Here is a 26,187-nt window from a genome sequence, read left to right as displayed (position 1 = left end):
CGCTCAGTAGAAAGCACAGCCCGCCCTGCCGCTCGTGTTAGGACAGCAAGGACAGCGATGCCCCCCAACACCACCGCCTCTTCCGGCCAGAAGCCCGGCAAGTCCGGCAGGAAGAAGGGGCGCAGAGCCCGTCTGCTCGTAATCGTCCTGGTCGTGGCCCTCGTGGGAGGCTTCGGGTACGGCGGGTACTGGTCCGTCAGCACCGTGCGTGCCTCCTTCCCGCAGACCAAGGGCTCCATCACCCTCGACGGACTGTCGGGGCCCGTCGACGTCAAACGTGACGCCTACGGGATCCCGCAGATCTACGCCTCGTCCAACGCGGACCTGTTCATGGCGCAGGGCTACGTCCAGGCGCAGGACCGGTTCTACGAGATGGATGTGCGCCGGCACATGACGTCCGGACGTCTGTCCGAGATGTTCGGTAATGGCCAGGTCAAGAACGACGAGTTCCTGCGAACCCTCGGCTGGAACCGGGTGGCGCAGAAGGAGTACGACACCACGCTGTCGGCCTCCACGAAGAAGTACCTCCAGGCGTACGCCAAGGGAGTCAACGCCTATCTGAAGGGCAAGGACGGCAAGAGCATCTCCCTGGAGTACGCGGCCCTGGGGCTCACCAACGACTACAGGCCCGAGGCCTGGACCCCGGTCGACTCGATCTCCTGGCTCAAGGCGATGGCCTGGGACCTGCGCGGCAACATGCAGGAGGAGATCGACCGCTCCCTGATGACCAGCCGCCTGGGCCCCAAGCAGATCGCGGACCTGTACCCGGAGTATCCCTACGGCCGCAACAAGCCGATCATCCAGGAGGGCCAGTACAGCGCCCTCACCAAGACGTTCGAGCAGAACGGCGCCACGGGCTCGCAGCCGGCCACCGGGACCTCGACGTCGACCTCGGCTTCCTCCTCCTCGACCTCGGCTTCCTCCTCCTCGTCCTCCTCGTCCTCGTCCTCGGCCCTGCAGGGCCAGCTGGCGGGTCTCTACAAGGTCCTGGACAACGTGCCCACGGCCGTGGGCGTGAACGGCAACGGCATCGGCTCCAACTCCTGGGTCGTCGCCGGAAGCCACACCATCACCGGCAAGCCGCTGCTGGCCAACGACCCGCACCTGTCGGCCACGCTGCCCTCGGTCTGGTACCAGATGGGTCTGCACTGCACCACGCTCTCCAGCACGTGCCAGTACGACGTCACCGGCTACACCTTCGCGGGCTTGCCTGGCGTGATCATCGGCCACAACCAGCACATCGCCTGGGGCATGACCAACTCGGGCGTCGATGTCACCGACCTCTACCTGGAGAAGCTGTCCGGCGAGGGCTACCTGTACGACGGCAAGGTGCTGCCGTTCACCACCCGCACCGAGACGATCAAGATCGCGGGAGGCGCGTCCAAGCAGATCGTCGTCCGCGAGACGAACAACGGCCCGCTGCTGTCCGACCGCGACGACGAGCTGGTCAAGGTCGGCAAGAAGGCCGCCGTCGACACCGTGGCCCCCGACCGCGGCGACGGCTACGCGATCGCGCTGCGCTGGACCGCGCTGGACCCGGGCACCTCCATGGACGCCGTCCTCCAGATCGACAAGGCGTCGAACTGGAGCGAGTTCCGCAAGGCGTCCCGGTCCTTCGACGTGCCCTCGCAGAACCTGGTCTACGCCGACACCCAGGGCAACATCGGCTACCAGCTGCCGGGCAGGATCCCGCAGCGCTCGAAGAAGCAGGACGGCTCGCTGCCGGCGCCGGGCTGGGACTCCAGCTACGCCTGGAGCGGCCGCTACATCCCACAGGACGCGCTGCCGTACGAGTACAACCCGCAGCGCGGCTACATCGTCACCGCCAACCAGGCCGTGACCGACAAGAGCAAGTACCCCTACACGCTCACCACGGACTGGGGTTACGGCACGCGCAGCCAGCGGATCGCCGACCTGATCGAGTCGAAGATCAAGGGTGGCGGCAAGGTCTCGACCGACGACATGCGGCAGATGCAGCTCGACAACAGCAGCGAGATCGCCAAGCTCCTGGTGCCCAAGCTGCTGAAGATCGACGTCTCCGACAAGAACGTCCGGCAGGCGCAGAAGCTGCTGGAGGGCTGGGACTACACCCAGGACGCCGACTCGGCGGCGGCCGCGTACTTCAACGCCGTCTGGCGCAACATCCTCAAGCTCGCCTTCGGCAACAAGCTGCCCAAGGAGCTGCGGGTCAAGGGCCAGTGCCTGTGGGTCGAGCCGGCCGACACCACCGGGCCCGCGGACGCGAACCAGAAGGTGCGCGAGTGCGGTCAGCGCGACACGGACCAGGCGCAGCCGGACGGCGGCGACCGCTGGTTCGAGGTCGTGCGCAACATCATCGACGACCAGAAGAACGACTGGTGGCAGACGCCCGCGACGCGCACCGACAAGGCCACGACGACACGCGACGAGCTGTTCGCCCGGGCCCTGAAGGACGCGCGCTGGGAGCTGACCGCCAAGCTCGGCAAGGACATCGACACCTGGAGCTGGGGCCGGCTGCACCGGCTGTTCCTGAAGAACCAGACCCTGGGCACCGGGGGCCCCGGCATACTGCAGTACATGCTCAACCGCGGCCCCTGGAAGCTCGACGGCGGCGAGGCGACCGTGAACGCCACCGGCTGGAACGCGGCCGGCGGCTACGGCGCGGTCTGGGTGCCGTCGATGCGGATGGTGGTCAACCTGGACGACCTCGACAAGTCCAAGTGGATCAACCTCTCCGGCGCCTCGGGTCACGCCTACAGCGCCCACTACACCGACCAGACGGACAAGTGGGCCAACGGCGAACTGCTGTCGTGGCACTTCTCGAAGGGCGCGGTCGACGGCAGCACGACGGACACGCTGGTGCTCAAGCCCTGACGGACCCCGCACCGTGAAACCGGCCCTCCACGCGCGCGTGGAGGGCCGGTTTCGTGCCGGGGCGTGCCGAGCGGTGCCGAGCACCCCTAGCGCCCTTTAGACGGATCTCCGTGGGACGAGGGGTAGGACGGGCGGAAGCGGCGGAGGCCCGACGGTGTGACCACCGCGTGCACCGGACGGTCGTGCGCCTCCGCCGGGACGCGCTCGACGACCTCCGCGTCGTACAGGAGCACCACCAGCGCGGGCTCGGCATCCGCACCCTCCAGGCGGGCCAGTACCCGGTCGTACGAGCCTCCGCCGCGCCCCAGGCGCATACCGCGCGCGTCGACGGCCAGGCCGGGCAGCAGCACGGCGTCGGCATGCCGGACGGCCTCCGGGCCCAGGCGCTCGCCCGCGGGCTCCAGAAGGGCCATCTTCCCGCCGTGCCGGACGCGCAGCAGGGAGTCCGGCCCGGCGTACGCACCCCAGTCGAGGTCGTTGTCCGGCAGAAGCACCGGAAGCAGCACGCGCACGCCCCGGGCGTACAGCGCGTCAAGGAGCGCGAGGGTGCCGGGTTCACTCCCCACGGAGACGTACGCCGCCACAGTGCGCGCGTCCGCCAGCTCGGGCAGCTCCAGGGCCCGCTCGGCGAGCGCGGCCGCCGCCTCGCGTACGTCGGCCTCCGTCAACCCGCCTCTCACCGCGAGGACTCCTCGCCGCAACATTCGTTTGTCAGGCTCTGTCTCGTGTTCCATGGGACCCACAGGTCAGCGGCCTCCCTTCCTGAATGCGCTCATATGAGAGCAAATTAATCGGAGCCACAGTTTCCGCCCATACCCACCCGATATGGTTGCGGACATGACTGAGTCGCACCCCAGGATCACCAAGGCTGTCATTCCCGCAGCAGGCCTCGGCACCCGGTTCCTGCCGGCCACCAAAGCCACGCCCAAGGAGATGCTGCCGGTCGTCGACAAGCCCGCGATCCAGTACGTGGTCGAGGAGGCCGTGTCCGCGGGGCTCGACGACGTCCTGATGATCACCGGCCGCAACAAGCGCCCCCTCGAGGACCACTTCGACCGCAATTACGAGCTGGAGTCCGCGCTGGAGAAGAAGCGCGACGCCGAACGGCTGGCGAAGGTCCGGGAGTCCAGCGACCTCGCCACGATGCACTACGTCCGCCAGGGCGACCCCAGGGGTCTCGGCCACGCCGTCCTGTGCGCCGCCCCGCACGTGGGCCGCGAGCCCTTCGCGGTCCTCCTCGGCGACGACCTGATCGACCCGCGCGATCCCCTGCTGGCCCGCATGGTCGAGGTCCAGGAGCAGCGCCGCGGCAGTGTCATCGCGCTCATGGAGGTCGCGCCGGAGCAGATCCACCTCTACGGGTGTGCTGCCATCGAGCCCACCGAGGACGACGACGTCGTCAAGGTGACCGGTCTGGTGGAGAAGCCCGACCCGGCGGACGCCCCGTCGAACTACGCGGTCATCGGCCGCTATGTCCTCGACCCGCACATCTTCGACATACTGCGCAAGACCGAGCCGGGCCGTGGCGGCGAGATCCAGCTCACCGACGCCCTCCAGCAGCTCGCCGAGGACGAGAAGGTCGGTGGGCCGGTGCACGGCGTCGTCTTCAAGGGCCGCCGCTACGACACCGGCGACCGTGGCGACTATCTGCGTGCCATTGTCAGACTCGCGTGCGAACGTGAAGACCTGGGCCCGGACTTCCGGACCTGGCTTCGCAGTTACGTAGCCGAGGAGATGTAGCGATTTGAGCGCCGCCGCGACCCGCGCCACCGGCCAGGACCAGCTCTGGTCGGTGGACGAACACCTGGAGGACATCCTCGCCACCGTCCGCCCCCTGGAACCGATCGAGCTGCAGTTGCTCGACGCCCAGGGCTGCGTCCTGGTCGACGACGTGACCGTGCCGGTCTCCTTGCCGCCGTTCGACAACAGCTCGATGGACGGGTACGCGGTGCGGGTCGCGGACGTCGCGGGCGCGAGCGAGGAGTTCCCGGCCGTCCTCACGGTGATCGGGGACGTGGCGGCCGGCTCGCACGGCCTGCTCCAGGTGGGGCCCGGCCAGGCCGCGCGCATCATGACGGGCGCCCCCCTGCCGCCCGGGGCCGAGGCCGTCGTCCCCGTGGAGTGGACCGACGGCGGGCTGGGCGGCGGTCCCGTCTCCGGCATGCGGGCCCGCAGCCTGTCCCCGGAGGGTGCCTCCGGGCAGGTGCGGGTCCACCGCCCGGCCGAGGCGGGGGCGCATGTGCGCGCGACGGGCAGCGATGTGAAGGCCGGTGACCTGGCCCTCACGGCGGGCACCGTCCTCGGCCCGCCGCAGATCGCCCTGCTCGCCGCGATCGGCCGCGGCGCGGTCCGGGTGCGCCCGCGTCCGCGCGTCGTCGTCCTGTCCACCGGCAGCGAACTCGTCCAGCCCGACGAGGAACTGGCGAGCGGCCAGATCTACGACTCCAACAGCTTCGCCCTCACCGCCGCCGCCCGGGACGCCGGCGCGATCGCCTACCGGGTCGGCGCGGTCGCCGACGACGCCGACACGCTCCGCTCGACCATCGAGGACCAGCTCGTCCGCGCCGACCTCATGGTGACCACCGGAGGGGTGAGCGTCGGGGCGTACGACGTCGTCAAGGAGGCCCTCTCGTCGGTCGGCGACGCCGAGGAGGCGGGCAGCGGCATCGAGTTCCGCAAGCTGGCCATGCAGCCCGGCAAGCCCCAGGGCTTCGGCTCCATCGGACCCGACCACACGCCGCTGCTCGCGCTGCCGGGCAACCCGGTGTCGTCGTACGTCTCCTTCGAGCTGTTCGTCCGTCCCGCCATCCGCACGCTGATGGGGCTGACGGACGTGACCCGTCCCAGCACCAGGGCCGTCCTGCAGACGGACAAGGCGCTGACCTCGCCCGCGGGCCGCCGGCAGTTCCTGCGCGGGAAGTACTCCGACGGCACGGTGACCCCGGTCGGCGGCGCCGGATCGCACCTGATCGCGGCGCTCGCGCAGGCCGACGCGCTGATCGTCGTCCCCGAGGACGACACGTCGGTCGAGCCGGGCACCGAGGTCGAGGTGGTCCTTCTCGGCTGACCCCTCCCCGCCTGCGGCGCCTCGCCCCTGCCGAGAACCCCGGCCGCTTCCGGGAGCTTCGCGTACGTCGAGTGTCCGGGTTCGGGGGCTTCGTCCGGGTGGGCTGTCGGGTGTGTGGGTCTTCTGTCGGTCGGGTGGTCCGGTCCGTGGACCTTGCTCGGCTGTTCGTGCCGGGTTGGCGGTACCGTGTCGCGCACAACAGGCCTGTGCGCCGTACCGCGCCGGGCCCGGACCGGGAGCGCTGCAGCACATGAGTACGCAGGACCGACTGACCCACATCGACGAGGCGGGAGCAGCCCGCATGGTCGACGTCTCCGGGAAGGACGTGACCGACCGGACCGCGCGCGCCAGCGGACGCGTGCTGGTCTCACCGCGCGTGGTCGAATTGCTGCGCGGCGAGGGCGTCCCCAAGGGCGACGCACTCGCCACCGCGCGCATCGCGGGCATCATGGGCGCCAAGCGCACACCGGATCTGATCCCGTTGTGCCACCCGTTGTCGGTGTCGGGTGTGACGCTGGATCTATCGGTCGCGGACGACGCCGTGGACATCATGGCCACCGTGAAGACCACCGACCGCACGGGCGTCGAGATGGAGGCGCTCACCGCGGTCACCGTGGCGGCGCTGACCGTGATCGACATGGTCAAGGCGGTCGACAAGGGTGCGGTGATCACGGACGTGCGCGTCGAGGAGAAGACGGGCGGCAAGTCGGGCGACTGGAGCCGGGCATGACGGCACCGGCCGAGCCGCCGGCCGGCGGCGCCCTGACGGCGCCGTACGCGGCCCTGGTGGTGACCGCGTCGAACCGCGCGGCCACGGGTGTGTACGAGGACAAGGGCGGCCCCCTGATCGCCGAGGCGCTGATCCGGTTCGGCTTCGCGGTCGACGGTCCCTGGGTGGTCCCGGACGGGGACCCGGTGGAGGACGCGCTTCGGGTCGGCTCACGTGCCGGTTACGACGTGATCGTGACGACCGGAGGCACCGGCGTCTCGCCCACCGACCGCACACCGGAGGCGACCCGGGCGGTGATCGACTACGAGGTGCCGGGCATTCCCGAGGCCATCAGAGCGTTCGGAAGAGAGAAGGTGCCCACGGCGGCGCTCTCCCGGGGACTCGCCGGGGTGGCCGACGGGACGTTGATCGTCAACCTGCCCGGTTCCACCGGCGGGGTGAAGGACGGACTGGCCGTCCTGGAACCCCTGTTGGTGCACGCCGTCGACCAGATTCGCGGCGGTGACCACCCCCGGGCCGACACGGGCGGGTCCCCGGTCGGCGAGGACCGCTCCAGACCGAGTGGGGGTGCGAGCTGAACAGCCCGTCCTGGCCCGTCGCGCTGGCGGACGGTGATGTCGTCCTCCGGCCGATAAGGCTGCGCGACCAGCGGGTCTGGCGCGAGGTGAACCGGCGCAACCGGGAGTGGCTGCGGCCATGGGAGGCGACCATTCCGCCGCCCACGCCCAGTGGCCCGATCGCGCACCGGCCGACCTACCGCCAGATGGTCCGGCATCTGCGCGGCGAGGCGAACGCGGGCCGGATGCTGCCCTTCGTCATCGAGTACCAGGGGCGGCTCGTCGGGCAGTTGACGGTGGCCGGGATCACCTGGGGCTCGATGTGTTCCGGCCACGTCGGCTACTGGGTGGACGAGGCGGTCGCGGGCCGCGGGGTGATGCCGACGGCCGTGGCGCTCATCGTCGACCACTGCTTCCGCACGGTCGGGCTGCACCGCATCGAAGTCTGTATTCGCCCGGAGAACGGGCCGAGCCGCAGGGTCGTGGAGAAACTCGGATTCCGTGAGGAAGGGCTGCGGCCGCGTTATCTGCACATCGACGGAGCCTGGCGGGACCATCTCGTCTTCGCGCTCACGGCGGAAGAGGTGCCCGAGGGGTTGCTCACGCGCTGGCACCGGGCACGCTCGCAGCAGGCGCACCGCGGGAAATAAGAAATGTGTTCGAAATTGACCGGGCGGCGATCGTCTCGGGCCAATGAATTAGCCGTCCCGTTGGCCTGCTGATCGCATCGGTCCCAAAAAAAGTTCGAAATATCAGCCAGATCGTGCGACACACCGGCCCAATTGGCAGATGGCCTCACGGAAACCCCTCTACCGTGTGAGGCGTGAGCAGCAGCGGCCTCATCTACGCAGTCATCGTCGGGGCCTGGGCCGCCTACTTGGTGCCGATGTGGCTCCGTAGGCAGGACGAACTGAACGAGTCTCGTCCGACGGAACGCTTCAGCACCGCCATCCGGCTCCTGTCCGGACGGGCGGGCATGGAGCGCCGATATGCCAAGGACCTGCGGGCCCGCTCCGCCGAAGAGGGGGAGCGCCGCGCCGATCCGGACGGCGTCACCGGCTCGGTGGACGTCCGGGCCTTCGCCATGCCCCCGACCGGGCAGCAGACGCGGACGCGGGTGGAGCCGGAGGATCCCGCCCGGCGGGATCCGGCAGGCCAGGCGGCGCCCTCCGGCGCCCACGCCTCGGCCCCGGCCGCGCGGCCGTCGGCGGGCAAGGGCGCGCCCCGGGCACGTAAGGCGCCCTCGGCGGAGGCCGAGGCGCGCGCCCGGCGCACCAAGGTGCTCGCGCGCCGCCGCCGTACGACCGTGATGCTCTTCCTGGCGTTCACGCTGGGCGCGATCGTCGCCGCGGTCGGAGGGCTCGCGTTCCTGTGGGCGCCCGGCGTGCCGGCTGTGCTGCTGAGCGTCTACATCGCGTATCTGCGGGCGCAGGAGCGCAAGCGGTTCACGTACACGATGGACCGGCGGCGGGCCGAGGCGGCGGCGCAGCGACTGCGGGAGCGCCATCCCAGGCGGCGGCCGCCGGTCGACTCCGACGCGGACGAGACGGAGGACGGACCCGAGCCGGGGAGCGACCCCGGGCTGTCCGCGCTCGCCGCCGACCGCCGGGCGCTCGTCGAGCAGACCGACCACGCGGAGTGGGTGGACCAGCAGCGCGAGCGGCAGCGCAGGCCCGGCCACGGGGAGAGCTGGGATCCGGTACCGGTACCGCTGCCGACCTATGTGACCGCGCCCGTCGCCCCGCGGGCGACGCCGAGCGTGGACCTCGGGGCGCCGGACTCCTGGAGCTCCGCCCGGTCGAGTGCCGCGGAGGCGGCCCCGGTGCCGGGGGTGTCCGGGGCCGACGCGGAGCCGGATTCCGGTGAGTCCGGGGCCGGGGCGCAGGAGCGGGCCGAGGCCGGGGACGACGGCCGGAGCGACGCCCGTCGGGCGGCCTCGGCGCGGCGGTCCCGGGAGCGGGGCCGTACACCGCTGTTCGACCAGTACGAGGACGGAGAACGGCCGCGGGCCGCCAACGAGTAGGTGTGTTGGCGGCCCGCGGCGCTTCCCGGGGCTGACCAGGGGCGGAACGGATTTCCGGACCTGCCGATGGGGATGCTAGAGTTTCACTCGTTGCAAGGGCCTGTGGCGCAGTCCGGTAGCGCACCTCGTTCGCATCGAGGGGGCCAGGGGTTCAAATCCCCTCAGGTCCACCGCAACAACTCCCTGAGGATCAGGCAGTTGAGGAGATCCCGTCCGATCGGAAGATCGGGCGGGATCTCTGTTTTGCTCCGGGCCACCGAACGCGTCCCGTGCGACCAGGAGTTGGCGGGTGTGAGGGAGCGCACAGGGCCGGGGTGCGCCGGCCCCGTGGTGTCCTACAGCTGCTTCGCGAAGCACAGGCTGAGTTCGTGGAAGCGGTAGTAGCCGAACTTGGCGCATGGCTCGTAGCCGCTGGAGGTGTAGAGGGCCACGGCCTCCGGCTGCTTGGTGCCCGTCTCCAGGACCATGCGGGTGCGGCCGGCGGCGCGTGCGTCCTCCTCCAGCGCGGCCAGGATGTGGCGGGCCAGGCCCCGGCCGCGCAGCTCCTCTATGACGTACATCCGCTTGAGCTCGGCGTCCCCGTCCCGGTAGCCCTCGGGGTTCTCGTCCTGGGTGCGCCAGCCACCCGTGGCGACGGGGCGGTCCTGCGGGTCGTACGCGATCAGGTACAGCCCGGCCGGCGGTTGGAACATCGACGGGTCCAGCGGGGTGGCGTCGCCCTCGTCCCCGTAGCGCACGGCGTACTCGGCCTGGACCTGGTCGTTGAGCTTGACGGCGTCTGGGTGGTCGAAGGAGACCTGGCGAATATTCATGCTGGGTATCGTACTTCTATGCATCATCTGAGGTGGGGGCCTTTCCAGTGTGCCGGTATCGTTCCCGCGTGCTGACTGTGACCACCGTGAATGTGAACGGGATCCGTGCCGCCGCGAAGAAGGGTTTCACGGAGTGGCTGGAGGGGACCTCCGCCGACGTGCTGTGCCTGCAGGAGGTACGCGCCGAGCCCGGACAGATTCCGCAGGGTCTGCGGGCGCCCGAGGGTTGGCACGTCGTGCACGCGCCCGCCACCGCGAAGGGGCGCGCGGGGGTGGCCCTGTACACGCGGCGTGAGCCCGATCGGGTCCGGGTGGGGTTCGGGTCGGCCGAGTTCGACGGCAGTGGGCGGTATGTCGAGGCCGATCTGCCGGGTGTCACCGTCGCCAGTCTGTATCTGCCCTCCGGTGAGGTGGGGACCGATCGGCAGGACGAGAAGGTCCGGTTCATGGCCGAGTTCCTCGGTCATCTGAAGGAGCTTCGGGAGCGGGCCGCCGCCGACGGCCGCGAAGTCGTCGTGTGCGGCGACTGGAACATCGCCCATCGCGAGGCCGACCTCAAGAACTGGCGCGGCAACCGGAAGAACTCCGGCTTCCTGCCGGAGGAACGGGAGTGGCTCGGCCGGGTCTTCGATCCCCAGGACGGCGGATACGTCGATGTGGTGCGGGTGCTGCACCCGGACGTCGAGGGACCGTACTCGTGGTGGTCGTACCGCGGGCGCGCCTTCGACAACGACACGGGTTGGCGCATCGACTACCAGGTGACCACGCCCGGCCTCGCCGCCAAGGCGGTCAAGGCGTACGTGGAGCGCGCGGCCACGCATGCCGCGCGCTGGTCCGACCATGCGCCGGTTACGGTGGTGTACGACCTGTAAGAGCTCCGGGCGCGCTGTTACGTGCGCTGCTCGCGCCCGAGCAGCCGTCGGTCCAGGGCCAGGGACAGTTCCGCCTCCACCACGCTCTTCGCCAGGGGACGCAGGCGCCGGACGTCCTCCGGGGGGCGGTCCTGAGCGGCCACCAGGTCCGTGAAGACCTCTGCCAGGGCCTCCGCGTGCTCGCGGACGCGGCGGCCGGCGGCCAGGACGTCCCCGAGCGGGATGCCCTCGCGGACCAGGGCGGCCGAGACGTCCAGCAGTCGGCGGCTGATGTGGACGATCTCGCCGCCGTCCGTGCCGAGGTAGCCGAGGTCGAGGGCCGCCGCGAGGTTCTCCGGGGTCGCCTCGGCGCCGAACACATCGGCCAGGGCCTCCGGGGTGAGGCGGACCGGGATCTCCTCGGTGGGCGCGCCCAGGCCCAGCAGGTCGCGGACGTCGCGTCCGTGGTCGAAGGCCTCGGCCAGTTCCGCGATGCCGCTGAGCGTGTGGCCGCGCTCCAGGAGCGCCGAGATCGTGCGCAGTCGGGCCAGATGCGTGTCGTCGTACCAGGCGATGCGGCCCTCGCGGCGGGGCGGCTGGATCAGCTTGCGCTCGCGGTAGAAGCGCAGGGTGCGCACCGTGATACCGGCCTTCTCGGCCAGCTCCTCCATGCGGTACTCGCGCCGTTCCCCGTCGTCTGCCACGCCCGCACCCTACGTCGTACCCCCGGTAACTTTCCTCGCTCCGCCCCCTACCCATCGGTATGCCGCTGCCCTACGCTCCCATTGCGCCAGTGTTCACTGGCGGAGTCGTACGGACCGGGAGGCTTCGGGATGGCCGAGCGCGAGGATGTGCCTCATGTACGAGTGGCGGTGGTCGGGTCCGGGTTCGGTGGGCTCGGGGCCGCCGTGCGGCTGCGCCGCGAGGGCTTGACCGACTTCGTCGTGCTGGAGCGGGCCGACGGCGTGGGCGGCACCTGGCGCGACAACACCTACCCCGGCTGCGCCTGCGACGTCCCCTCGCACCTGTACTCCTTCTCCTTCGCGCCCAACCCCGACTGGCCGCGCACCTTCTCCGGGCAGGAGCACATCCGCGCCTACCTGGAGCACGTGGCGGACGTCTTCCGACTGCGCCCCCACATCCGCACCAACTCCGAGGTGAAGCGGATGACCTGGGACACCGGGAAGCTGCACTGGGCGATCGAGACCAGCAGTGGGGCCCTCACCGCCGACGTCGTCGTCTCCGCCACCGGGCCACTGTCCGAGCCCAGGATCCCGGAGATCCCCGGCCTCGACGGCTTCCCGGGGAAGGTCTTCCACTCCGCCCGCTGGGACCACGACTACGACCTGCGCGGCAAGCGGGTCGCCATGGTCGGCACCGGCGCCTCCGCCATCCAGATCGTGCCGGCCATCCAGCGCGACGTGGCGAAGCTCGTCCTCTTCCAGCGCACCCCGCCGTGGGTGATGCCCCGCGTCGACCGCGCGATCAGCGGGCTGGAGCGGCGGCTGCACCGCGCGCTCCCCTTCACCACGCAGCTGCGGCGCGGACTGCTGTGGGGCATCCGGGAGTTGCAGGTCCAGGCGTTCACCAAGCACCCGAACGAGCTGGGCTTCGTCGAGCAACTGGCCCGCCGCAACATGGCCCGCGCGATCAAGGACCCGGCCCTGCGCGCCAAGCTCACCCCCGACTACCGCATCGGCTGCAAGCGGATCCTGCTGTCCAGCGAGTACTACCCGGCCCTCGCGCGGCCCAACGTGGACGTGGTCGCCGGCGGGCTGGTGGAGGTCCGCGGGTCGACCGTCGTCGCCGCCGACGGCACCGAGGCCGAGGTGGACGCGATCGTCTTCGGCACGGGCTTCCACGTCACGGACATGCCCATCGCGGACCGGGTCGTCGGAGCCGACGGGCGCACGCTGGCGGAGACCTGGCGCGGGGGCATGAAGGCGCTGCGCGGCGCCACCGCCTCCGGGTTCCCCAACTGGATGACGATCATCGGGCCCAACACGGGGCTCGGGAACTCCTCGATGATCCTGATGATCGAGTCCCAGCTGAACTACATGGCCGACTTCCTGCGGCAGTTGGACGTACTCGGCGGCCGGGTCGCGCTGGACGCCCGGCAGGGCGCGGTGGACGACTGGAACCACGAGGTGCAGGAGCGCATGAGGCACACGGTGTGGAACACCGGGGGCTGCACCAGCTGGTACCTCGACGCGAACGGCCGCAACACCACCATCTGGCCCGGCACCACGACGGAGTTCCGGAACGCGACGAGGCGCGTCGATCTGGGGGAGTACCAGGTGCTGCGGGCACCCACGGCGCGCGGCACGGAAGCGGCCGAGGCGCAGACGCAGGCCGCGGAGAACACGGCGGCCGCGGAGAACACGGCCGCCGCGTCGGTGGCCGGAGAGAACACGCTGACCGCGCGGGCTCGCGCATGAGCCGGGTGACGCATGTGGCGAGCGGGCCGTACGCGCTCCCCGTCCCGGCCCGGGAGCTGACCGTCGTCTCCGCCGACGGAGCGCGGTTGCACGTCGAGGTGCATGGATCCGAGGGCGCGCCCCCGGTCGTCCTCGCACACGGCTGGACCTGCTCGACCGCCTTCTGGGCGGCGCAGATACGGGACCTCGCCGCCGACCACCGGGTGATCGCCTACGACCAGCGGGGGCACGGACGCAGTCCCGCGAGCCCCGCGTGCACCGTCGAGGCGCTCGCCGACGACCTCGAAGCGGTGCTCGCGGCCACACTCGCCCCGGGAGAGAAGGCCGTGGTGGCGGGGCACTCCATGGGCGGGATGACGGTGCTGGCCGCGGCCGCGCGCCCCCGCTTCCGGGCGCACACGGCGGCCGTCCTGTTGTGCAGCACGGGGAGTGGGCGCCTGGTCGCCGAGGCGCGGGTGGTGCCGATGCGCGCCGGACGGGTACGCACCTGGTTCACGGCGCGTGTGCTGGGCTCCCGCGCCCCGCTCGGGCCGGTCACGCCGGTGGCCAAGCGTGTCCTCAAGTACGCGACCATGGGCGCCTCTTCGACGCCGGTGATGGTCGAGGCGTGCGCACGGGTGGTGCACGCCTGCCCGCGCGAGGTGCGCCACGCCTGGTCCCGTGTGCTCGAGGCGCTGGATCTCGACGACGCCGTACGGGAGTTGACGGTGCCGACGGCGGTCGTGGTGGGCACGGCCGACCGGATGACGCCGCCGGTGCACGCGCGGGCGCTGGCCGCGGCGCTGCCGCACTGCGTGGGCAGCACGGAGCTGCCCGGGCTCGGCCATATGACTCCGGTGGAGGCGCCGGAGCTGGTGACGGGGAAGATCCGGGAACTCGTCGACGCGTACGCGGTGGACGCGCAGATCAAGGAGGGCGCATGAGCAGGGTGAGCCTGGAGGGGCAGGTCGCGGTCGTCACCGGCGCCGCGCGGGGCGTCGGCGAGCTGCTGGCCCGCAAGCTGTCGGCGCGCGGCGCGAAGGTCGCCCTCGTCGGTCTGGAGGCGGACGCGCTCAAGCAGGTCTCGGAGCAGTTGTACGGGGACAGCGGCCACTGGTACGCCGACGTCACCGACCACGAGGCGATGGCGCGGGTCGCGCGGGAGGTGAAGGAGCGGTTCGGGAAGGTCGACATCGTGGTCGCCAACGCGGGTGTGGCGAACGGCGGTCCGTTCGCCGACTCCGACCCGGATGCCTGGCGGCGGGTGATCGAGGTCAATCTGATCGGCTCGGCGGTGACGGCCCGCGCCTTCCTGCCGGCGCTGGCCGAGAGCCGCGGCTATCTGCTCCAGATCGCCTCGCTCGCCGCGATCACGCCCGCGCCGATGATGTCGGCGTACTGCGCGTCCAAGTCGGGCGTCGAGGCGTACGCGCACAGTCTGCGTGCCGAGGTCGCGCACCGGGGCGTCCGGGTGGGCGTCGGGTATCTGTCGTGGACCGACACGGACATGGTGCGGGGCGCCGACCGGGACGACGTGATGCGGGAGCTGCGGCAGCGGCTGCCGTGGCCGTCCAACAAGACCTATCCCCTGGGCCCGGCCGTGGACCGGCTCGTGGCCGGGATCGAGCGGCGGTCGAGCCATGTGTACGGGCAGGCGTGGCTGCGCGGGATGCAGGCCGTGCGCGGCTATCTGCCGGGGATCGTCGCGACGGTGGGGCAGCGCGAGATGCGGAGGTTCGAGCCACGGCTCAACGGCGTGCGGACGGGGCTCGTGGGGGCCGGTGGGGAGGCCGACGAGCAGGAGCGCCGTACGCTGCGTAACTGACCGTTACTGATCGAAATGCGCGCTTTGTCCGCACGTGTAAATCTGGTCGAGGCCCAATCCCCTCACCCACCACGGGAGTGAACCCACATGGGCATGAAGGACCAGTTCCAGGAGAAGTCCGAGCAGATGAAGCAGCAGGCCAAGCGCAAGATGGAGCAGGGCAAGCAGCAGGCCAAGGAGCGCGGCCAGCAGGCTCAGCAGCGTGGTCAGCAGGCGCAGCAGCAGCGCGGCCAGCAGGCTCAGCAGCAGCGCGGCCAGCAGGCGCAGAACGACACGCGCCGGACCCACGATGACGCGCAGGACCGCTTCGACGCGGACTACGACGCCTAGTCGCTGCGCTCGGCTTCGGCCGTGAGGTGGGGTGCCCTTCGTTGCGGAGGGCACCCCACCGCCGCATGTCGCACCGTCAACCCGTCGGTCTCGGGGGGAGTTTCGGGTGGGCTCTGTTCGGGACGTCGCTGTAGTCGGGTGGGCTGGCCGGGGGATGGGTGCGCAGCAGGTCCAGGGCCAGTCTGACCGCGTCGTCCAGTTGCTTGTGGCGGCCCTCCGCCCAGTCCAGCGGGGTGCGCTCGATCTCCAGGTCCGGATCGACACCCCGGTTCTCGATCGACCAGCCGTACTCCTCGAACCACGCCGCGTTCATCGGGACCGTGATCACCGTGCCGTCCCCCAGACGGTGGCGGCCGGTCATGCCGACCACGCCGCCCCAGGTGCGCTGGCCCACCACAGGGCCGAGCTTGAGCAGCTTGAACGCCGCCGTGATCATGTCGCCGTCCGAGGCCGTGGCCTCGTCGGCCAGCGCCACGATCGGACCCCGCGGCGCGTTCGAGGTGTACGACACCGGCTGGGCGTTGCGCGTCAGGTCCCAGCCCAGGATCTTGCGCGTCAGCTTCTCGATGACCAGTTCACTGATATGGCCGCCCGCGTTGCCCCGTACGTCCACGAGCAGTGCCGGCCGGGAGACCTCCATCCTCAGGTCCCGGTTGAACTGCGCCCAGCCCGAGCCCCCCATGTCCGGGATGTGCAGGTATCCGCAGCGGCCGCCGCTCAGTTCCCGTACGACCTCACGGCGTTTGGCCACCCAGTCGTGGTAGCGCAGGGGCCGTTCGTCTATCAGCGGGATCACGGCCACGCGGCGGGGCCCGCCCTCGCCGTCCGCGGGCGCGAACGTCAGCTCCACCGTCGTACCGCCCGCCCCCGCCAGCAGCGGATACGGTCCCCTCACCGGGTCCACCGGCCGCCCGTCCACATGGGTCAGCACGGCTCCTTCCCGGATGCCCGTGCCCGCCAGCGGCGAGCGCGCCTTCGAGTCCGACGACTCGCCCGGCAGGACCCGCTTCACCACCCAACTGCCGTTGTGCCGTACGAAGTTCGCGCCCAGCAGGCCCTGGTAGCGCTGGTAGTGGGCCGGGCCCTCGTTGCGCCGGGCCGGTGCCACGTACGCGTGCGACGTGCCCAGTTCGCCCAGCACCTCGCGCAGCAGGTCGGCGAAGTCGTCCGGCGACGCGACCCGTTCGACCAGCGGCCGGTACTGCTCCAGGACCGCGTCCCAGTCGATCCCGCACATGTTCGGATCCCAGAAGTAGGCCCGGATCAGCCGGCCCGCCTCCCCGTACGCCTGCCGCCACTCGGCTCCCGGGTCCGCGACGTGCATGATGCGGCGCGTGTCGATCCAGACCGTCGTGTCGGCGTCGCCGGTCTCGGTCGACGGGACCGCCCGCAGGTCGCCCTCGTCCACGACCACGAGCCGCGTGCCGTCGCCGCTCACCGCGAACCAGTCCAGATGAGCGACCAGTTCGGACTTCTTGGCCTTGCTGATGTTGAAGTGCTCCAGGGCGGGGCGGCCGGAGGTGTCGTCCGGGTTCACGAACGTCTCGCCCAGCGCGCCCGAGATCGGCCAGCGCATCCACACCAGACCGCCGCCCGCGACCGGCCGCAGCTCCGAGTACTTCGACGCCGTCACCGGGAACGGCGTCACCCGGTTCTCCAGCCCCTCGACCTCCACGGTCACCACCCCGTCGCCCTCTGGTTCCTCCAGCGGATCGAGGCCGCCGGCCGCGGGCCGTCCCTCGGGATTCAGCGCGAAGGGGGACGGGGTCGCCGAGGACAGCGGGACCAGGTAGGGGCGGGAGCCCAACGGGAAGGACAGGTCCCCGGTGTGCACGTCGTACACCGGGTCGAAGCCGCGCCAGGACAGGAACGCCAGGTAGCGCCCGTCACGGGTGAACACCGGGTTCTCGTCCTCGAAGCGCCCGTTGGTCACATCGACGATCAACCGGTCCTTCGTCCGCGCCATCTTGATCTGCCGCAGCGACCGGCCGATCCCCGGGTGCGACCACGTCAGCCAGGCGCCGTCCGGGGAGAACGCCAGGTCCCGCACAGGCCCGTTGATCGACCGGATCAGCTCGGTGACCTCGCCGTCCGGCTCCTGCGTCCCGGCCTCCTCCGCGGACACGGTGATCAGCAGCAGCCGCCCGTCGTTCGAGGCGATCGCGAGCCGCTCGCCCTGCGCGTCCGCCACCATCTCCAGGACACGGCCCAGCTGTCCGGAGGCCAGCCGGCGCGGCTCGCGGTCGCCCGAGGCCCGCGGCAGATACGCGATCTCGATCGCGTCGTCGCCCTCCGCGTCCGTGACGTAGGCGACCCGGCCGCCCACTCCGAGCATCTCCGGCAGCCGGACCCGTACCCCGGGGGTGTCCGTGATCGTGCGGGCGGGGCCGTCGCGGTGGGTGAGCCAGTACAGGCTGCCGCGGACGACGACCGCGCTGGCCCGCCCGGTCTCGTCGACCGAGAGGCCGTCCACGTGCTGCGCGGCCGGCACCGGGTACGGTCGGCGCCCCGCACGTGGACCGCCCAGACTCACGTCGATGCGGCGCGGGATCGAGTCCGGGGCGAGGTCGTCGACGATCCACAGGTCCCCCGCGCACTGGTACACCACCCGTGTGCCGTCACTGGACGCGTGCCGGGCGTAGAAGGCGTCGTGGTCGGTGTGGCGGCGCAGGTCGGAGCCGTCGTAGGCGCACGAGTACAGATTTCCGATGCCCTCGTGGTCGGAGAGGAACGCGATCCGCCCGCCGACGAACATCGGCGAGTCGAGGTGGCCGTCGAGGTCGGCGAGCAGCCGCTGCCCGTGCAGCCACAACCGGCCGGTGGCGCCGCCGCGGTAGCGCTTCCAGGAGGCCGGTTCGTGCGGTGCGGAGCCGGTCAGCAGCAGGGTCTTGTGCTCGCCCTCGACGTCGGCGACGGCGATGTGCGAGACGGGGCCCCAGGGCAGCTTGCCGCCGGGGGCGCCGTCGGTGGGGACCTTGTAGGCCCAGGTGAAGTAGGAGAAGGGCTCGCCGTGCGAGGCGACGGCGAGGATGTCGGTGTGCCCGTCCCTCTCGGGCGGTGTCCAGCCGCACACGCGTGTGTCGGCGCTGCCCCAGTAGGTGAGCCGCTGGCCGGGGCCGCCGTCCACCGGCGTCAGATGGATCTCCGGGACGAGGCTGCGCCAGCTCGTGTACGCGATGAGGCGACCGTCGGGCGAGAAGCGGGGGTGGCCGATCTTCGTACGGTCCACGGTGAGCCGCCAGGCGCGGCAGGGCCCGTCCAGCGGGGCCACCCACAGATCGTCCTCGGCGACGAAGCAGAGCCGGTCGCCGTGCAGGTGCGGGAAGCGGAGGTAGCCGGGTTCGTTCTCGTACACGCCGCTCGTGTCGCTCACCTACCCATGCTTTGCCGGGTGACGGGCGCAGGCAACTCGTAGGCCGAACGGGTTGCCGCCCGGTGCGCGGTTGAGCGGCCGACCGGTGATGCAGAACACGTACGAAACGGTTTCGTTTCGCATCTTCCTCGGGGTATCTTCTGAGAAGTACGAGGGAACGCGTGCACGGAGCGGAAGGGTGAGCGACATGACTGAGGTCGCAACGGCGCGTCGCAGTCGGATCACGCCCGAGCGCGAGGCCGAGCTGTACGAGGCCGTGCTCGACCTGCTCGGTGAAGTCGGTTACGACGCCCTGACCATGGACGCCGTGGCCGCCCGCACCCGGTCCAGCAAGGCCACGCTCTACCGCCAGTGGGGCGGCAAGGCCGAGCTCGTCGTGAAGGCCATCCGGCACGGCAAGCGGGGCCTTGTCGACGAGATCGACACCGGCTCCCTCCGGGGCGATCTGCACGCCCTGGTGGCGCTGGAGGACGACTGCACCATGGAGCGGAACTCCGCGCTGATGCGGGGCGTCGCCATGGCGATCCATCACAACCCGGATCTGCGCCTGGCGTTCCGGGAGCAGCTCGTCGAACCGGAGATGGCGCAGTTCCGCAGCATGCTGCAACGCGCCGTCGACCGGGGCGAGATCCGCCCGGACTGCCCGGCACTGGACTTCCTGCTGCACATGCTGGTCGGCGGATTCGCCACTCGTGCGCTGCTCGACGACCAGCCGCCGACGCAGGCCTTCCTCACCTCGTACATCGACGCCGTGGTCCTCCCCGCCCTCGGCGTGCCCACCACCTGAGACGTCCCCCCAGCTAGCCCCCACCTGACGTCACCGCTCACGTCGTCGGGCTGATCACCCCTGCCCTGAACACCCCACGACCTGACCGGGAGTACGCCCCCGTGGCCACATTCCTCTATCGACTGGGCCGACTCGCCTTCCGGCGACGGCACTTCGTCGCCCTGATCTGGGTGGCACTGCTGACGCTCGCGGGCGTCGGCGCCGCCAGCGCCCCCGCAGCGGGCTCCTCTTCCTTCTCCGTCCCCGGCACCGAGGCGCAGAAGGCCTTCGACCTGCTGGGAGAGCGCTTCCCCGGCATGAGCGCGGACGGGGCCACCGCGCGCGTCGTCTTCAAGGCGCCGGGCGGCCAGAAGGTGACGGCCCACGACAACAAGGCGGTCGTCGAGAAGACCGTCAGGGAGCTGCGTGACGGCTCCGAGGTCGTCTCCGTCGCCGACCCGTTCACCGCGCACGCCATCAGCAAGGACGGCACGATCGCCTACGCGCAGGTGAAGTACAAGGTCTCCGGCATGCAGCTGAAGGACTCCTCCAAGGAGGCCCTGAGGACGGCCGCGCAGGACGCTCGCAGCGGCGGCCTGACCGTCGAGATCGGCGGTGACGCGCTGTCGGCCGCACCGCAGACCGGCGCCACGGAGGTCATCGGCATCGCGGTCGCCGCGGTCGTCCTCGTCATCACCTTCGGCTCGCTGGTGGCCGCCGGGCTGCCCCTGCTCACCGCCCTGATCGGCGTCGGCATCGGCGTCTCGACGATCACGGCGCTGGCCAACGCGCTGGACCTGGGCTCGACCACCTCGACGCTGGCGATGATGATCGGCCTCGCGGTCGGCATCGACTACGCACTGTTCATCGTCTCCCGCTACCGGGCGGAGCTGGCCGAGGGCCGCGAGCGCGAGGAGGCGGCGGGCCGGGCGGCCGGCACGGCGGGCTCCGCGGTGGTCTTCGCGGGCCTGACGGTGGTGATCGCGCTGGTCGGTCTCGCGGTCGTGAACATCCCGATGCTGACGAAGATGGGCGTCGCCGCGGCGGGCACGGTCGCCATCGCGGTCCTGATCGCGCTGACGATGATCCCGGCGCTGCTCGGCTACGCGGGCCGCAAGGTCAAGCCGGCGGGCGAGAAGAGCAGGCTGCTGGGCGGCGGCCGGGCGAAGAAGGCGGACCGGCCGAACCTGGGCACGCGCTGGGCGAGCTTCGTGGTGCGCCGCCCGGTCGTCGTCCTCGTGCTGGGCGTCATCGGCCTGGGCGCGGCCGCGGTCCCGGCGGCCTCGCTGCAACTGGGCCTGCCGGACGACGGTTCGCAGCCGACGTCCACCACACAGCGCCGGGCCTACGACCTCCTCTCGGAGGGCTTCGGCCCCGGCTTCAACGGCCCCCTGATGGTCGTGGTCGACGCGAAGGCGAGCAACGACCCCAAGGCGGCCGTCGCGACGGTGACCAACGACGTCAAGAGTCTGAAGGACGTCGTGACGGTGACGCCGGCGACGTACAACAAGGCCGGTGACACCGCGGTGATCACGGTGGTCCCCGGCTCCAAGCCGTCCTCGACCACGACCGAGGACCTGGTGCACGGCATCCGTGACGCCGGCGCCGGGATCACGGCGGACACGGACGCGAAGCTGCTGGTCACGGGCACGACGGCGATGAACATCGACGTCTCGCAGAAGCTGAACGACGCGCTGATCCCGTACCTGGCGCTGGTGGTGGGCCTGGCGTTCCTGCTGTTGATCGTGGTCTTCCGCTCGATCCTGGTCCCGCTGAAGGCGGCCCTCGGCTTCCTGCTCTCGGTGACGGCGGCGCTCGGTGCGGTCGTCGCGGTCTTCCAGTGGGGCTGGCTGTCCGGCCTGATGGGCGTCGAGCAGACCGGCCCGATCATGTCGATGATGCCGATCTTCATGGTGGGCGTGGTCTTCGGCCTGGCGATGGACTACGAGGTGTTCCTCGTGACCCGTATGCGGGAGGCCTACGTCCACGGGGAGACCCCCGGCCAGTCGATCGTGACGGGCTTCAGGCACGGCGCGAGGGTCGTCACCGCGGCCGCGGTCATCATGATCGCCGTCTTCTCCGGCTTCATCGGCTCCAGTGAGTCGATGATCAAGATGATCGGCTTCGGCCTCGCGATCGCGGTCTTCTTCGACGCGTTCGTGGTGCGGATGGCGCTCGTCCCGGCGGTGCTGGCCCTGCTCGGCCGAAAGGCCTGGTGGCTGCCGAAGTGGCTGGACCGCGCCCTGCCGAACGTGGATGTGGAGGGCGAGGGCCTGCGGACGCGGGAGAAGGAGAAGGCGGGGCACCCGGACCCGGACGCGGACCAGGACCGTGAGCTGGTACGCGCCTGAGGTGGTACGCGCCTGAGGTCGCGCCGCACCGAGCGGGCGTATGGCTCCGAGGCCGTACGCCCGCTTCGGTGCGGGGTGACAACGCTGTCGTCAGGCCGCGCGGCCGGCCAGGTAGGTGCGGCGCAGGAAGCGGATCAGCGTCTTCGATTCGAACTGCACCACCTCGACGCCCCGCGCCGAGTGGAACTCCATGACCGCCTGGACCCGGCCGCAGGGCCAGATGCGGACGTCGCCCAGGCCGGCCGGGGCGCGCAGGCCCTTCTCCAGCAGGTCCCGGGAGAAGGCCCACTCATGGGGGCCGGGCAGGCCGACGCGGACGGAACGGGGGTCCGCGTCCGGGTCGTAGCGCAGGATGACGGGGACGGCGTCCGGCGCTTCCGGGGAGTCCGTGACGACATGGGCTCGTGCGTACTGTTCGACGACGGACATCGGACGTCTCCTCACGCTGCGTCACCTAAGCAGAGGCTGTTGTCATTCCGTTACTTGTCCAGCGTCGCATACGCGGGCGAATGCGGCTCTGTGACGTCGGCCGCTTTCACCTCTCCCTGGCTATTGCGAATGGTTCGCAATAGGCCGGTATCCTCGAACGGTGCATGTGCCCGACGGATTCATCAATGCCCCCACCTCCGCCGCGACCGGCGTCATCGCCGCGACCGCCCTGGCCGTCGGCCTCCGGGGCGCCCGGCGTGAGCTCGACGAACGCACCGCACCGCTGGCCGGCCTGGTGGCCGCGTTCATCTTCGCCGTGCAGATGCTGAACTTCCCGGTCGCCGCCGGAACCAGCGGGCATCTGCTGGGCGGAGCGCTCGCCGCCATCCTCGTCGGTCCCTTCACCGGGATCCTGTGCGTCTCCGTCGTGCTCCTGATGCAGGGCATCCTCTTCGCCGACGGCGGCCTCACCGCCCTCGGCGTCAACATCACCGACATGGCCATCGTGACGACCGTCGTCGGCTACGCCGTCTTCCGAGGGCTGGTCAGGGTCCTGCCCCGCACCCGCCGCTCCGTGACCGTCGCCTCCTTCCTCGCCGCCCTGGTCTCCGTCCCGGCCGCCGCCGTCGTCTTCACGCTGATCTACGCGATCGGCGGCACCACCGACGTCGCGATCGGCAAGGTCGCCACCGCCATGATCGGTGTCCACGTACTCATCGGCATCGGCGAGGCCACCATCACCGCCCTCACCGTCGGCGCCGTCATCGCCGTGCGCCCGGACCTGGTGTACGGCGCCCGGGGGCTTCGGCAGCGCCTCAAGCTGCGCGTGGGCGGTGAGCTGGTCGACGCGCCCGACGCGCAGCCCGTGCCCGCCGCCGCTCGCTCCCACCGGGGGCTCTGGATCACCGGCCTGGTCACCTCCCTCGTCCTCGCGGGATTCGTCAGCTTCTACGCCTCCGCGAGCCCCGACGGCCTGGAGAAGGTCGCCGCCGACCAGGGCATCGACCGGAAGGCGGAGAAGCACGCCGCCGCCGACTCCCCGCTCGCCGACTACGGCGTCAAGGACATCGCCGACGCCCGCCTCTCCGGTGGTCTCGCGGGCGTGATCGGCGTCGGGGTCACCGTCGTCGCGGGCAGCGCGGTCTTCTGGGCCGTCCGCAGGCGCCGTACCGACGAACCCTCGCAGGCCGGCTGAGATGGGGGCGGGTCACGCACACAGGCTCTACCGGCACGGGCGCTCGCCCGTGCACGCCCTGCCGCCGCACACCAAGCTCGCCGCCGCCTTCGCCTTCGTCGTGGTGGTGGTGTCCACGCCGCGCGAGGCCATCTGGGCGTTCGGCCTCTACGCCGTGCTCCTCGGCCTCGTCGCCCATGTGGCCCGCGTGCCCGCCGCCTTCCTGCTCCGGCGGCTGCTGATCGAGATCCCGTTCGTCGCCTTCGCCGTGCTGATGCCCTTCGTGGCGGAGGGCGAGCGCGTCGACGTCCTCGGACTGTCGCTGAGCGTCGGCGGGCTGTGGGGCGCCTGGAACGTCCTCGCCAAGGGCACCCTCGGGGTCGCCGCCTCCGTGCTGCTCGCCGCCACCACGGAGCTGCGCGAGCTGCTCCTCGGGCTGCAGCGGCTCAGGCTGCCGCCCCTCCTCGTGCAGATCGCCTCCTTCATGATCCGTTACGGCGACGTCGTCACCGACGAGATGCGGCGGATGCGCATCGCGCGGGAGTCACGCGGCTTCCAGGCCCGCGGCATCCGCCACTGGGGCGTGCTCGCGAAGTCGGCGGGCGCCCTCTTCATCCGCTCCTACGAGCGCGGTGAGCGTGTGCACCTGGCCATGGTCAGCCGGGGGTATGCCGGCTCCATGCCGGTCATCGACGAGGTGACCGCCTCCCGCGCGCAGTGGTCGTACGCCCTCGCCCTGCCCCTCGCCGCCCTCGTCGTATGCCTGCTGGGATGGACCCTGTGACACCTTCGACAGCCTCGCTGGAAGTGGCCGGACTGGCCTTCGCCTATCCCGACGGGCATCAGGCCCTGTTCGGCGTCGACTTCACCATCGCGCGCGGTGAGCGGGTCGCGCTGCTCGGGCCGAACGGCGCCGGGAAGACCACGCTGGTGCTGCACCTCAACGGCATCCTGACCGGTGGTGCCGGGTCCGTCACCGTGGCCGGGCTGCCCGTCGGCAGCAAGCACATGGCCGAGATCCGCCGCAGGGTCGGCATCGTCTTCCAGGACCCGGACGACCAGCTCTTCATGCCGACCGTCCGTGAGGACGTGGCCTTCGGGCCCGCGACGGCCGGACTGAAGGGCGCGGAACTGGAGGCCCGCGTCGACGGGGCCCTCGAACAGGTCGGCATGGCGGACTTCAAGGACCGCCCGCCGCACCACCTCTCCTTCGGGCAGCGCCGCCGGGTGGCGGTGGCGACCGTCCTGGCCATGGAGCCGGAGATCCTCGTCCTGGACGAGCCGTCGTCGAACCTCGACCCCGCCTCACGGCGTGAACTCGCCGACATCCTGCGGTCGCTGGACGTCACGGTCCTCATGGTCACGCACGACCTGCCGTACGCCCTGGAGCTGTGTCCGCGCTCGCTGATCCTCAGCGAGGGCGTCATCGCGGCGGACGGGAAGACGGGCGAACTGCTGGCCGACGACGCGCTGATGCGCGCGCACCGGCTGGAGCTGCCGTTCGGCTTCGATCCCCGAACCGTTCCCTCGGCCGCGGGCCGTCCGTGACAATGGGCGCGTGACCCACGAAGAGGACACCGCGTCGCTGCTGCTGGACGAGCAGCTGTGCTTCGCGCTGTACGCGGCCCAGCGCGCGGTGACGGCCGCGTACCGACCGCTCCTCGACGAACTCGGGCTGACCTATCCGCAGTACCTCGTCCTGCTGGTCCTCTGGGAGCGGGGCGAGACCACGGTCAAGGAGCTGGCCGAGGCCCTGCGGCTGGACTACGGCACGGTCTCCCCGCTGCTCAAGCGGCTGGAGGCGGCCGGTCTGGTACGGCGTGAGCGCTCGGCGCGCGACGAGCGTTCGGTGCTCGTCGCGGTCACCGGGCGGGGCGAGCGGCTGCGGGAGCGCGCGCTGCACGTGCCGCAGGCGCTGCTGACGGCTACCGGGCTGGGCGCCGACGAGGTGGCCCGGCTGCGCGAGGAGCTGTGGCGGCTGGCGGAGAAGGCGGAGACGGCGGCGGACCGCACCCGCTGATCTTCGGTCACCCACGGTTTCGCCCCTGGTGGCCCAATCAGCACCTACCGGTCGGTACCTTGTGCACGATGTACTGGCACACATTTGTATTGCCTGCCGTTGCGTATGTTCTGGTGGAGGTCCTGACGTGAGCGAAGGTGCCGCTGTCGACACCCGTCCGACGAAGATCATGTACGTCGCCGAGGCCACCGCGCACGGCGGCCGGGAGGGGTATGTCACCAGCCAGGACGGCCACATCGGCCTGAAGGTCGCGATGCCGCCCGAGCTGGGCGGCGACGGCGACGGCACCAACCCCGAGCAGTTGTTCGCGGCCGGCTACAGCTCCTGCTTCCACAACGCGCTGATCCTGGTCGGCAACCGAGCGGGCTACGACCTGACCGGCTCCACGGTCGCGGCGAAGGTCGGGATCGGGCCCAACAAGCATCGCGGCTACGGCCTCGCGGTCGCCCTGAGCGTCTCGCTGCCGGTGCTCGACCAGGACCTCGCGGCGAAGCTCGTGGACGAGGCCCACGAGGTCTGCCCGTACTCGAACGCCACGCGCGGGAACATCGATGTGACGATCGTGCTGGGCTAGCTGTGCTCGGCCACAGGAATCGGGGGCACTGCGGA

Annotated in this window: 24 protein-coding genes and 1 tRNA gene; 20 read left to right on the top strand and 5 right to left on the bottom strand. The window is 71.0% G+C overall.

Annotated features, from left to right (window positions below; genetic code table 11):
• Window positions 1-57 precede the first annotated feature (57 nt).
• Entirely contained in the window at window positions 58-2,853 is a 2,796-nt protein-coding gene (locus tag ASC56_RS06915) for a penicillin acylase family protein (protein WP_055490335.1), read from the top strand.
• Between the two features lie 86 nt (window positions 2,854-2,939).
• Here the strand turns inward: ASC56_RS06915 and ASC56_RS06910 are convergent, their stop codons facing one another.
• Window positions 2,940-3,557, bottom strand: coding sequence for a 5-formyltetrahydrofolate cyclo-ligase (locus ASC56_RS06910; RefSeq protein WP_055490334.1), 618 nt, complete (start codon window positions 3,555-3,557; stop codon window positions 2,940-2,942).
• 133 nt (window positions 3,558-3,690) lie between these two features.
• Here ASC56_RS06910 and galU point away from each other — a divergent pair, with 133 nt between their 5' ends.
• From galU to ASC56_RS06875, 7 genes are all read left to right on the top strand, one after another.
• The gene (gene galU / locus ASC56_RS06905; protein ID WP_055490333.1) at window positions 3,691-4,593 is read left to right on the top strand and encodes a UTP--glucose-1-phosphate uridylyltransferase GalU; all 903 of its coding nucleotides are present in this window, start codon (window positions 3,691-3,693) and stop codon (window positions 4,591-4,593) included.
• Window positions 4,594-4,597: 4 nt separating this feature from the next.
• Window positions 4,598-5,920, top strand: a complete 1,323-nt coding sequence (gene glp / locus ASC56_RS06900) for a gephyrin-like molybdotransferase Glp (protein WP_055490332.1) — start codon at window positions 4,598-4,600, stop codon at window positions 5,918-5,920.
• A 250-nt stretch (window positions 5,921-6,170) separates the two neighbouring features.
• The gene (gene moaC, locus ASC56_RS06895) at window positions 6,171-6,650 is read left to right on the top strand and encodes a cyclic pyranopterin monophosphate synthase MoaC (protein WP_055490331.1); all 480 of its coding nucleotides are present in this window, start codon (window positions 6,171-6,173) and stop codon (window positions 6,648-6,650) included.
• Window positions 6,647-7,228 carry a molybdenum cofactor biosynthesis protein B gene (locus ASC56_RS06890; RefSeq protein WP_055490330.1) on the top strand — a complete coding sequence of 194 codons (582 nt, stop codon included), beginning with the start codon at window positions 6,647-6,649 and terminating at the stop codon, window positions 7,226-7,228. The genes moaC and ASC56_RS06890 overlap by 4 nt, the downstream gene beginning before the upstream one ends.
• Entirely contained in the window at window positions 7,225-7,857 is a 633-nt protein-coding gene (locus tag ASC56_RS06885; protein WP_079102335.1) for a GNAT family N-acetyltransferase, read from the top strand. The genes ASC56_RS06890 and ASC56_RS06885 overlap by 4 nt, the downstream gene beginning before the upstream one ends.
• 173 nt (window positions 7,858-8,030) lie before the next feature.
• Window positions 8,031-9,230, top strand: a complete 1,200-nt coding sequence (gene glpR / locus ASC56_RS06880) for a gephyrin-like molybdotransferase receptor GlpR (protein ID WP_055490328.1) — start codon at window positions 8,031-8,033, stop codon at window positions 9,228-9,230.
• 96 nt (window positions 9,231-9,326) lie between these two features.
• A tRNA-Ala gene (locus tag ASC56_RS06875) sits at window positions 9,327-9,400 on the top strand.
• Window positions 9,401-9,565: 165 nt separating this feature from the next.
• On the opposite strand, the gene ASC56_RS06870 is transcribed toward ASC56_RS06875, so the two are convergent.
• On the bottom strand, window positions 9,566-10,042 hold the full coding sequence (locus ASC56_RS06870) for a GNAT family N-acetyltransferase (RefSeq protein WP_055490327.1): 477 nt from the start codon (window positions 10,040-10,042) through the stop codon (window positions 9,566-9,568).
• A 47-nt stretch (window positions 10,043-10,089) separates the two neighbouring features.
• Here ASC56_RS06870 and ASC56_RS06865 point away from each other — a divergent pair, with 47 nt between their 5' ends.
• Window positions 10,090-10,914: an exodeoxyribonuclease III gene (locus ASC56_RS06865; RefSeq protein WP_055490326.1), complete on the top strand. Its 825-nt coding sequence runs from the start codon at window positions 10,090-10,092 to the stop codon at window positions 10,912-10,914.
• 17 nt (window positions 10,915-10,931) lie between these two features.
• Here ASC56_RS06865 and ASC56_RS06860 read toward each other — a convergent pair whose 3' ends face one another.
• Window positions 10,932-11,564, bottom strand: coding sequence for a MerR family transcriptional regulator (locus tag ASC56_RS06860; protein ID WP_371330043.1), 633 nt, complete (start codon window positions 11,562-11,564; stop codon window positions 10,932-10,934).
• Between the two features lie 162 nt (window positions 11,565-11,726).
• Here ASC56_RS06860 and ASC56_RS06855 point away from each other — a divergent pair, with 162 nt between their 5' ends.
• The 4 genes from ASC56_RS06855 (at window position 11,727) to ASC56_RS06840 (ending at window position 15,465) form a co-directional block, all read left to right on the top strand.
• Complete coding sequence (locus tag ASC56_RS06855) at window positions 11,727-13,331, top strand: NAD(P)/FAD-dependent oxidoreductase (RefSeq protein ID WP_055490324.1); 1,605 nt, start codon at window positions 11,727-11,729, stop codon at window positions 13,329-13,331.
• Window positions 13,328-14,254, top strand: coding sequence for an alpha/beta fold hydrolase (locus ASC56_RS06850; protein WP_055490323.1), 927 nt, complete (start codon window positions 13,328-13,330; stop codon window positions 14,252-14,254). Before ASC56_RS06855 ends, ASC56_RS06850 begins: the two co-directional genes overlap by 4 nt.
• A complete protein-coding gene (locus ASC56_RS06845; protein ID WP_055490322.1) occupies window positions 14,251-15,135 on the top strand; it encodes an SDR family oxidoreductase in 885 nt (294 codons plus the stop codon). The genes ASC56_RS06850 and ASC56_RS06845 overlap by 4 nt, the downstream gene beginning before the upstream one ends.
• An 87-nt stretch (window positions 15,136-15,222) precedes the next feature.
• Entirely contained in the window at window positions 15,223-15,465 is a 243-nt protein-coding gene (locus ASC56_RS06840) for a hypothetical protein (protein WP_055490321.1), read from the top strand.
• A 76-nt stretch (window positions 15,466-15,541) separates the two neighbouring features.
• On the opposite strand, the gene ASC56_RS06835 is transcribed toward ASC56_RS06840, so the two are convergent.
• On the bottom strand, window positions 15,542-18,838 hold the full coding sequence (locus ASC56_RS06835; protein WP_234376862.1) for a S41 family peptidase: 3,297 nt from the start codon (window positions 18,836-18,838) through the stop codon (window positions 15,542-15,544).
• A gap of 187 nt (window positions 18,839-19,025) precedes the next feature.
• On the opposite strand from ASC56_RS06835, the gene ASC56_RS06830 reads away from it, so the two are divergent.
• Complete coding sequence (locus tag ASC56_RS06830) at window positions 19,026-19,625, top strand: TetR/AcrR family transcriptional regulator (RefSeq protein ID WP_055490633.1); 600 nt, start codon at window positions 19,026-19,028, stop codon at window positions 19,623-19,625.
• Between the two features lie 101 nt (window positions 19,626-19,726).
• Window positions 19,727-21,955, top strand: coding sequence for an MMPL family transporter (locus ASC56_RS06825; RefSeq protein WP_055490319.1), 2,229 nt, complete (start codon window positions 19,727-19,729; stop codon window positions 21,953-21,955).
• A gap of 90 nt (window positions 21,956-22,045) precedes the next feature.
• Here the strand turns inward: ASC56_RS06825 and ASC56_RS06820 are convergent, their stop codons facing one another.
• Window positions 22,046-22,384: an SsgA family sporulation/cell division regulator gene (locus tag ASC56_RS06820; protein ID WP_055490318.1), complete on the bottom strand. Its 339-nt coding sequence runs from the start codon at window positions 22,382-22,384 to the stop codon at window positions 22,046-22,048.
• Window positions 22,385-22,544: 160 nt separating this feature from the next.
• On the opposite strand from ASC56_RS06820, the gene ASC56_RS06815 reads away from it, so the two are divergent.
• The 5 genes from ASC56_RS06815 (at window position 22,545) to ASC56_RS06795 (ending at window position 26,152) form a co-directional block, all read left to right on the top strand.
• A complete protein-coding gene (locus ASC56_RS06815) occupies window positions 22,545-23,579 on the top strand; it encodes an energy-coupling factor ABC transporter permease (RefSeq protein ID WP_107309196.1) in 1,035 nt (344 codons plus the stop codon).
• A gap of 1 nt (window position 23,580) precedes the next feature.
• On the top strand, window positions 23,581-24,342 hold the full coding sequence (gene cbiQ, locus ASC56_RS06810) for a cobalt ECF transporter T component CbiQ (protein ID WP_055490316.1): 762 nt from the start codon (window positions 23,581-23,583) through the stop codon (window positions 24,340-24,342).
• Entirely contained in the window at window positions 24,318-25,106 is a 789-nt protein-coding gene (locus ASC56_RS06805; protein WP_055490315.1) for an energy-coupling factor ABC transporter ATP-binding protein, read from the top strand. Before cbiQ ends, ASC56_RS06805 begins: the two co-directional genes overlap by 25 nt.
• 10 nt (window positions 25,107-25,116) lie before the next feature.
• Window positions 25,117-25,578, top strand: a complete 462-nt coding sequence (locus ASC56_RS06800; RefSeq protein ID WP_055490314.1) for a MarR family winged helix-turn-helix transcriptional regulator — start codon at window positions 25,117-25,119, stop codon at window positions 25,576-25,578.
• Between the two features lie 127 nt (window positions 25,579-25,705).
• Window positions 25,706-26,152: an organic hydroperoxide resistance protein gene (locus ASC56_RS06795; RefSeq protein WP_055490313.1), complete on the top strand. Its 447-nt coding sequence runs from the start codon at window positions 25,706-25,708 to the stop codon at window positions 26,150-26,152.
• Window positions 26,153-26,187 lie beyond the last annotated feature (35 nt).

This window comes from Streptomyces sp. TP-A0356 (genome assembly GCF_001417775.1).
In the GTDB taxonomy this organism is placed as follows: Bacteria; Actinomycetota; Actinomycetes; order Streptomycetales; family Streptomycetaceae; genus Streptomyces.
This window is presented reverse-complemented; position numbering and strand designations above follow the sequence as displayed.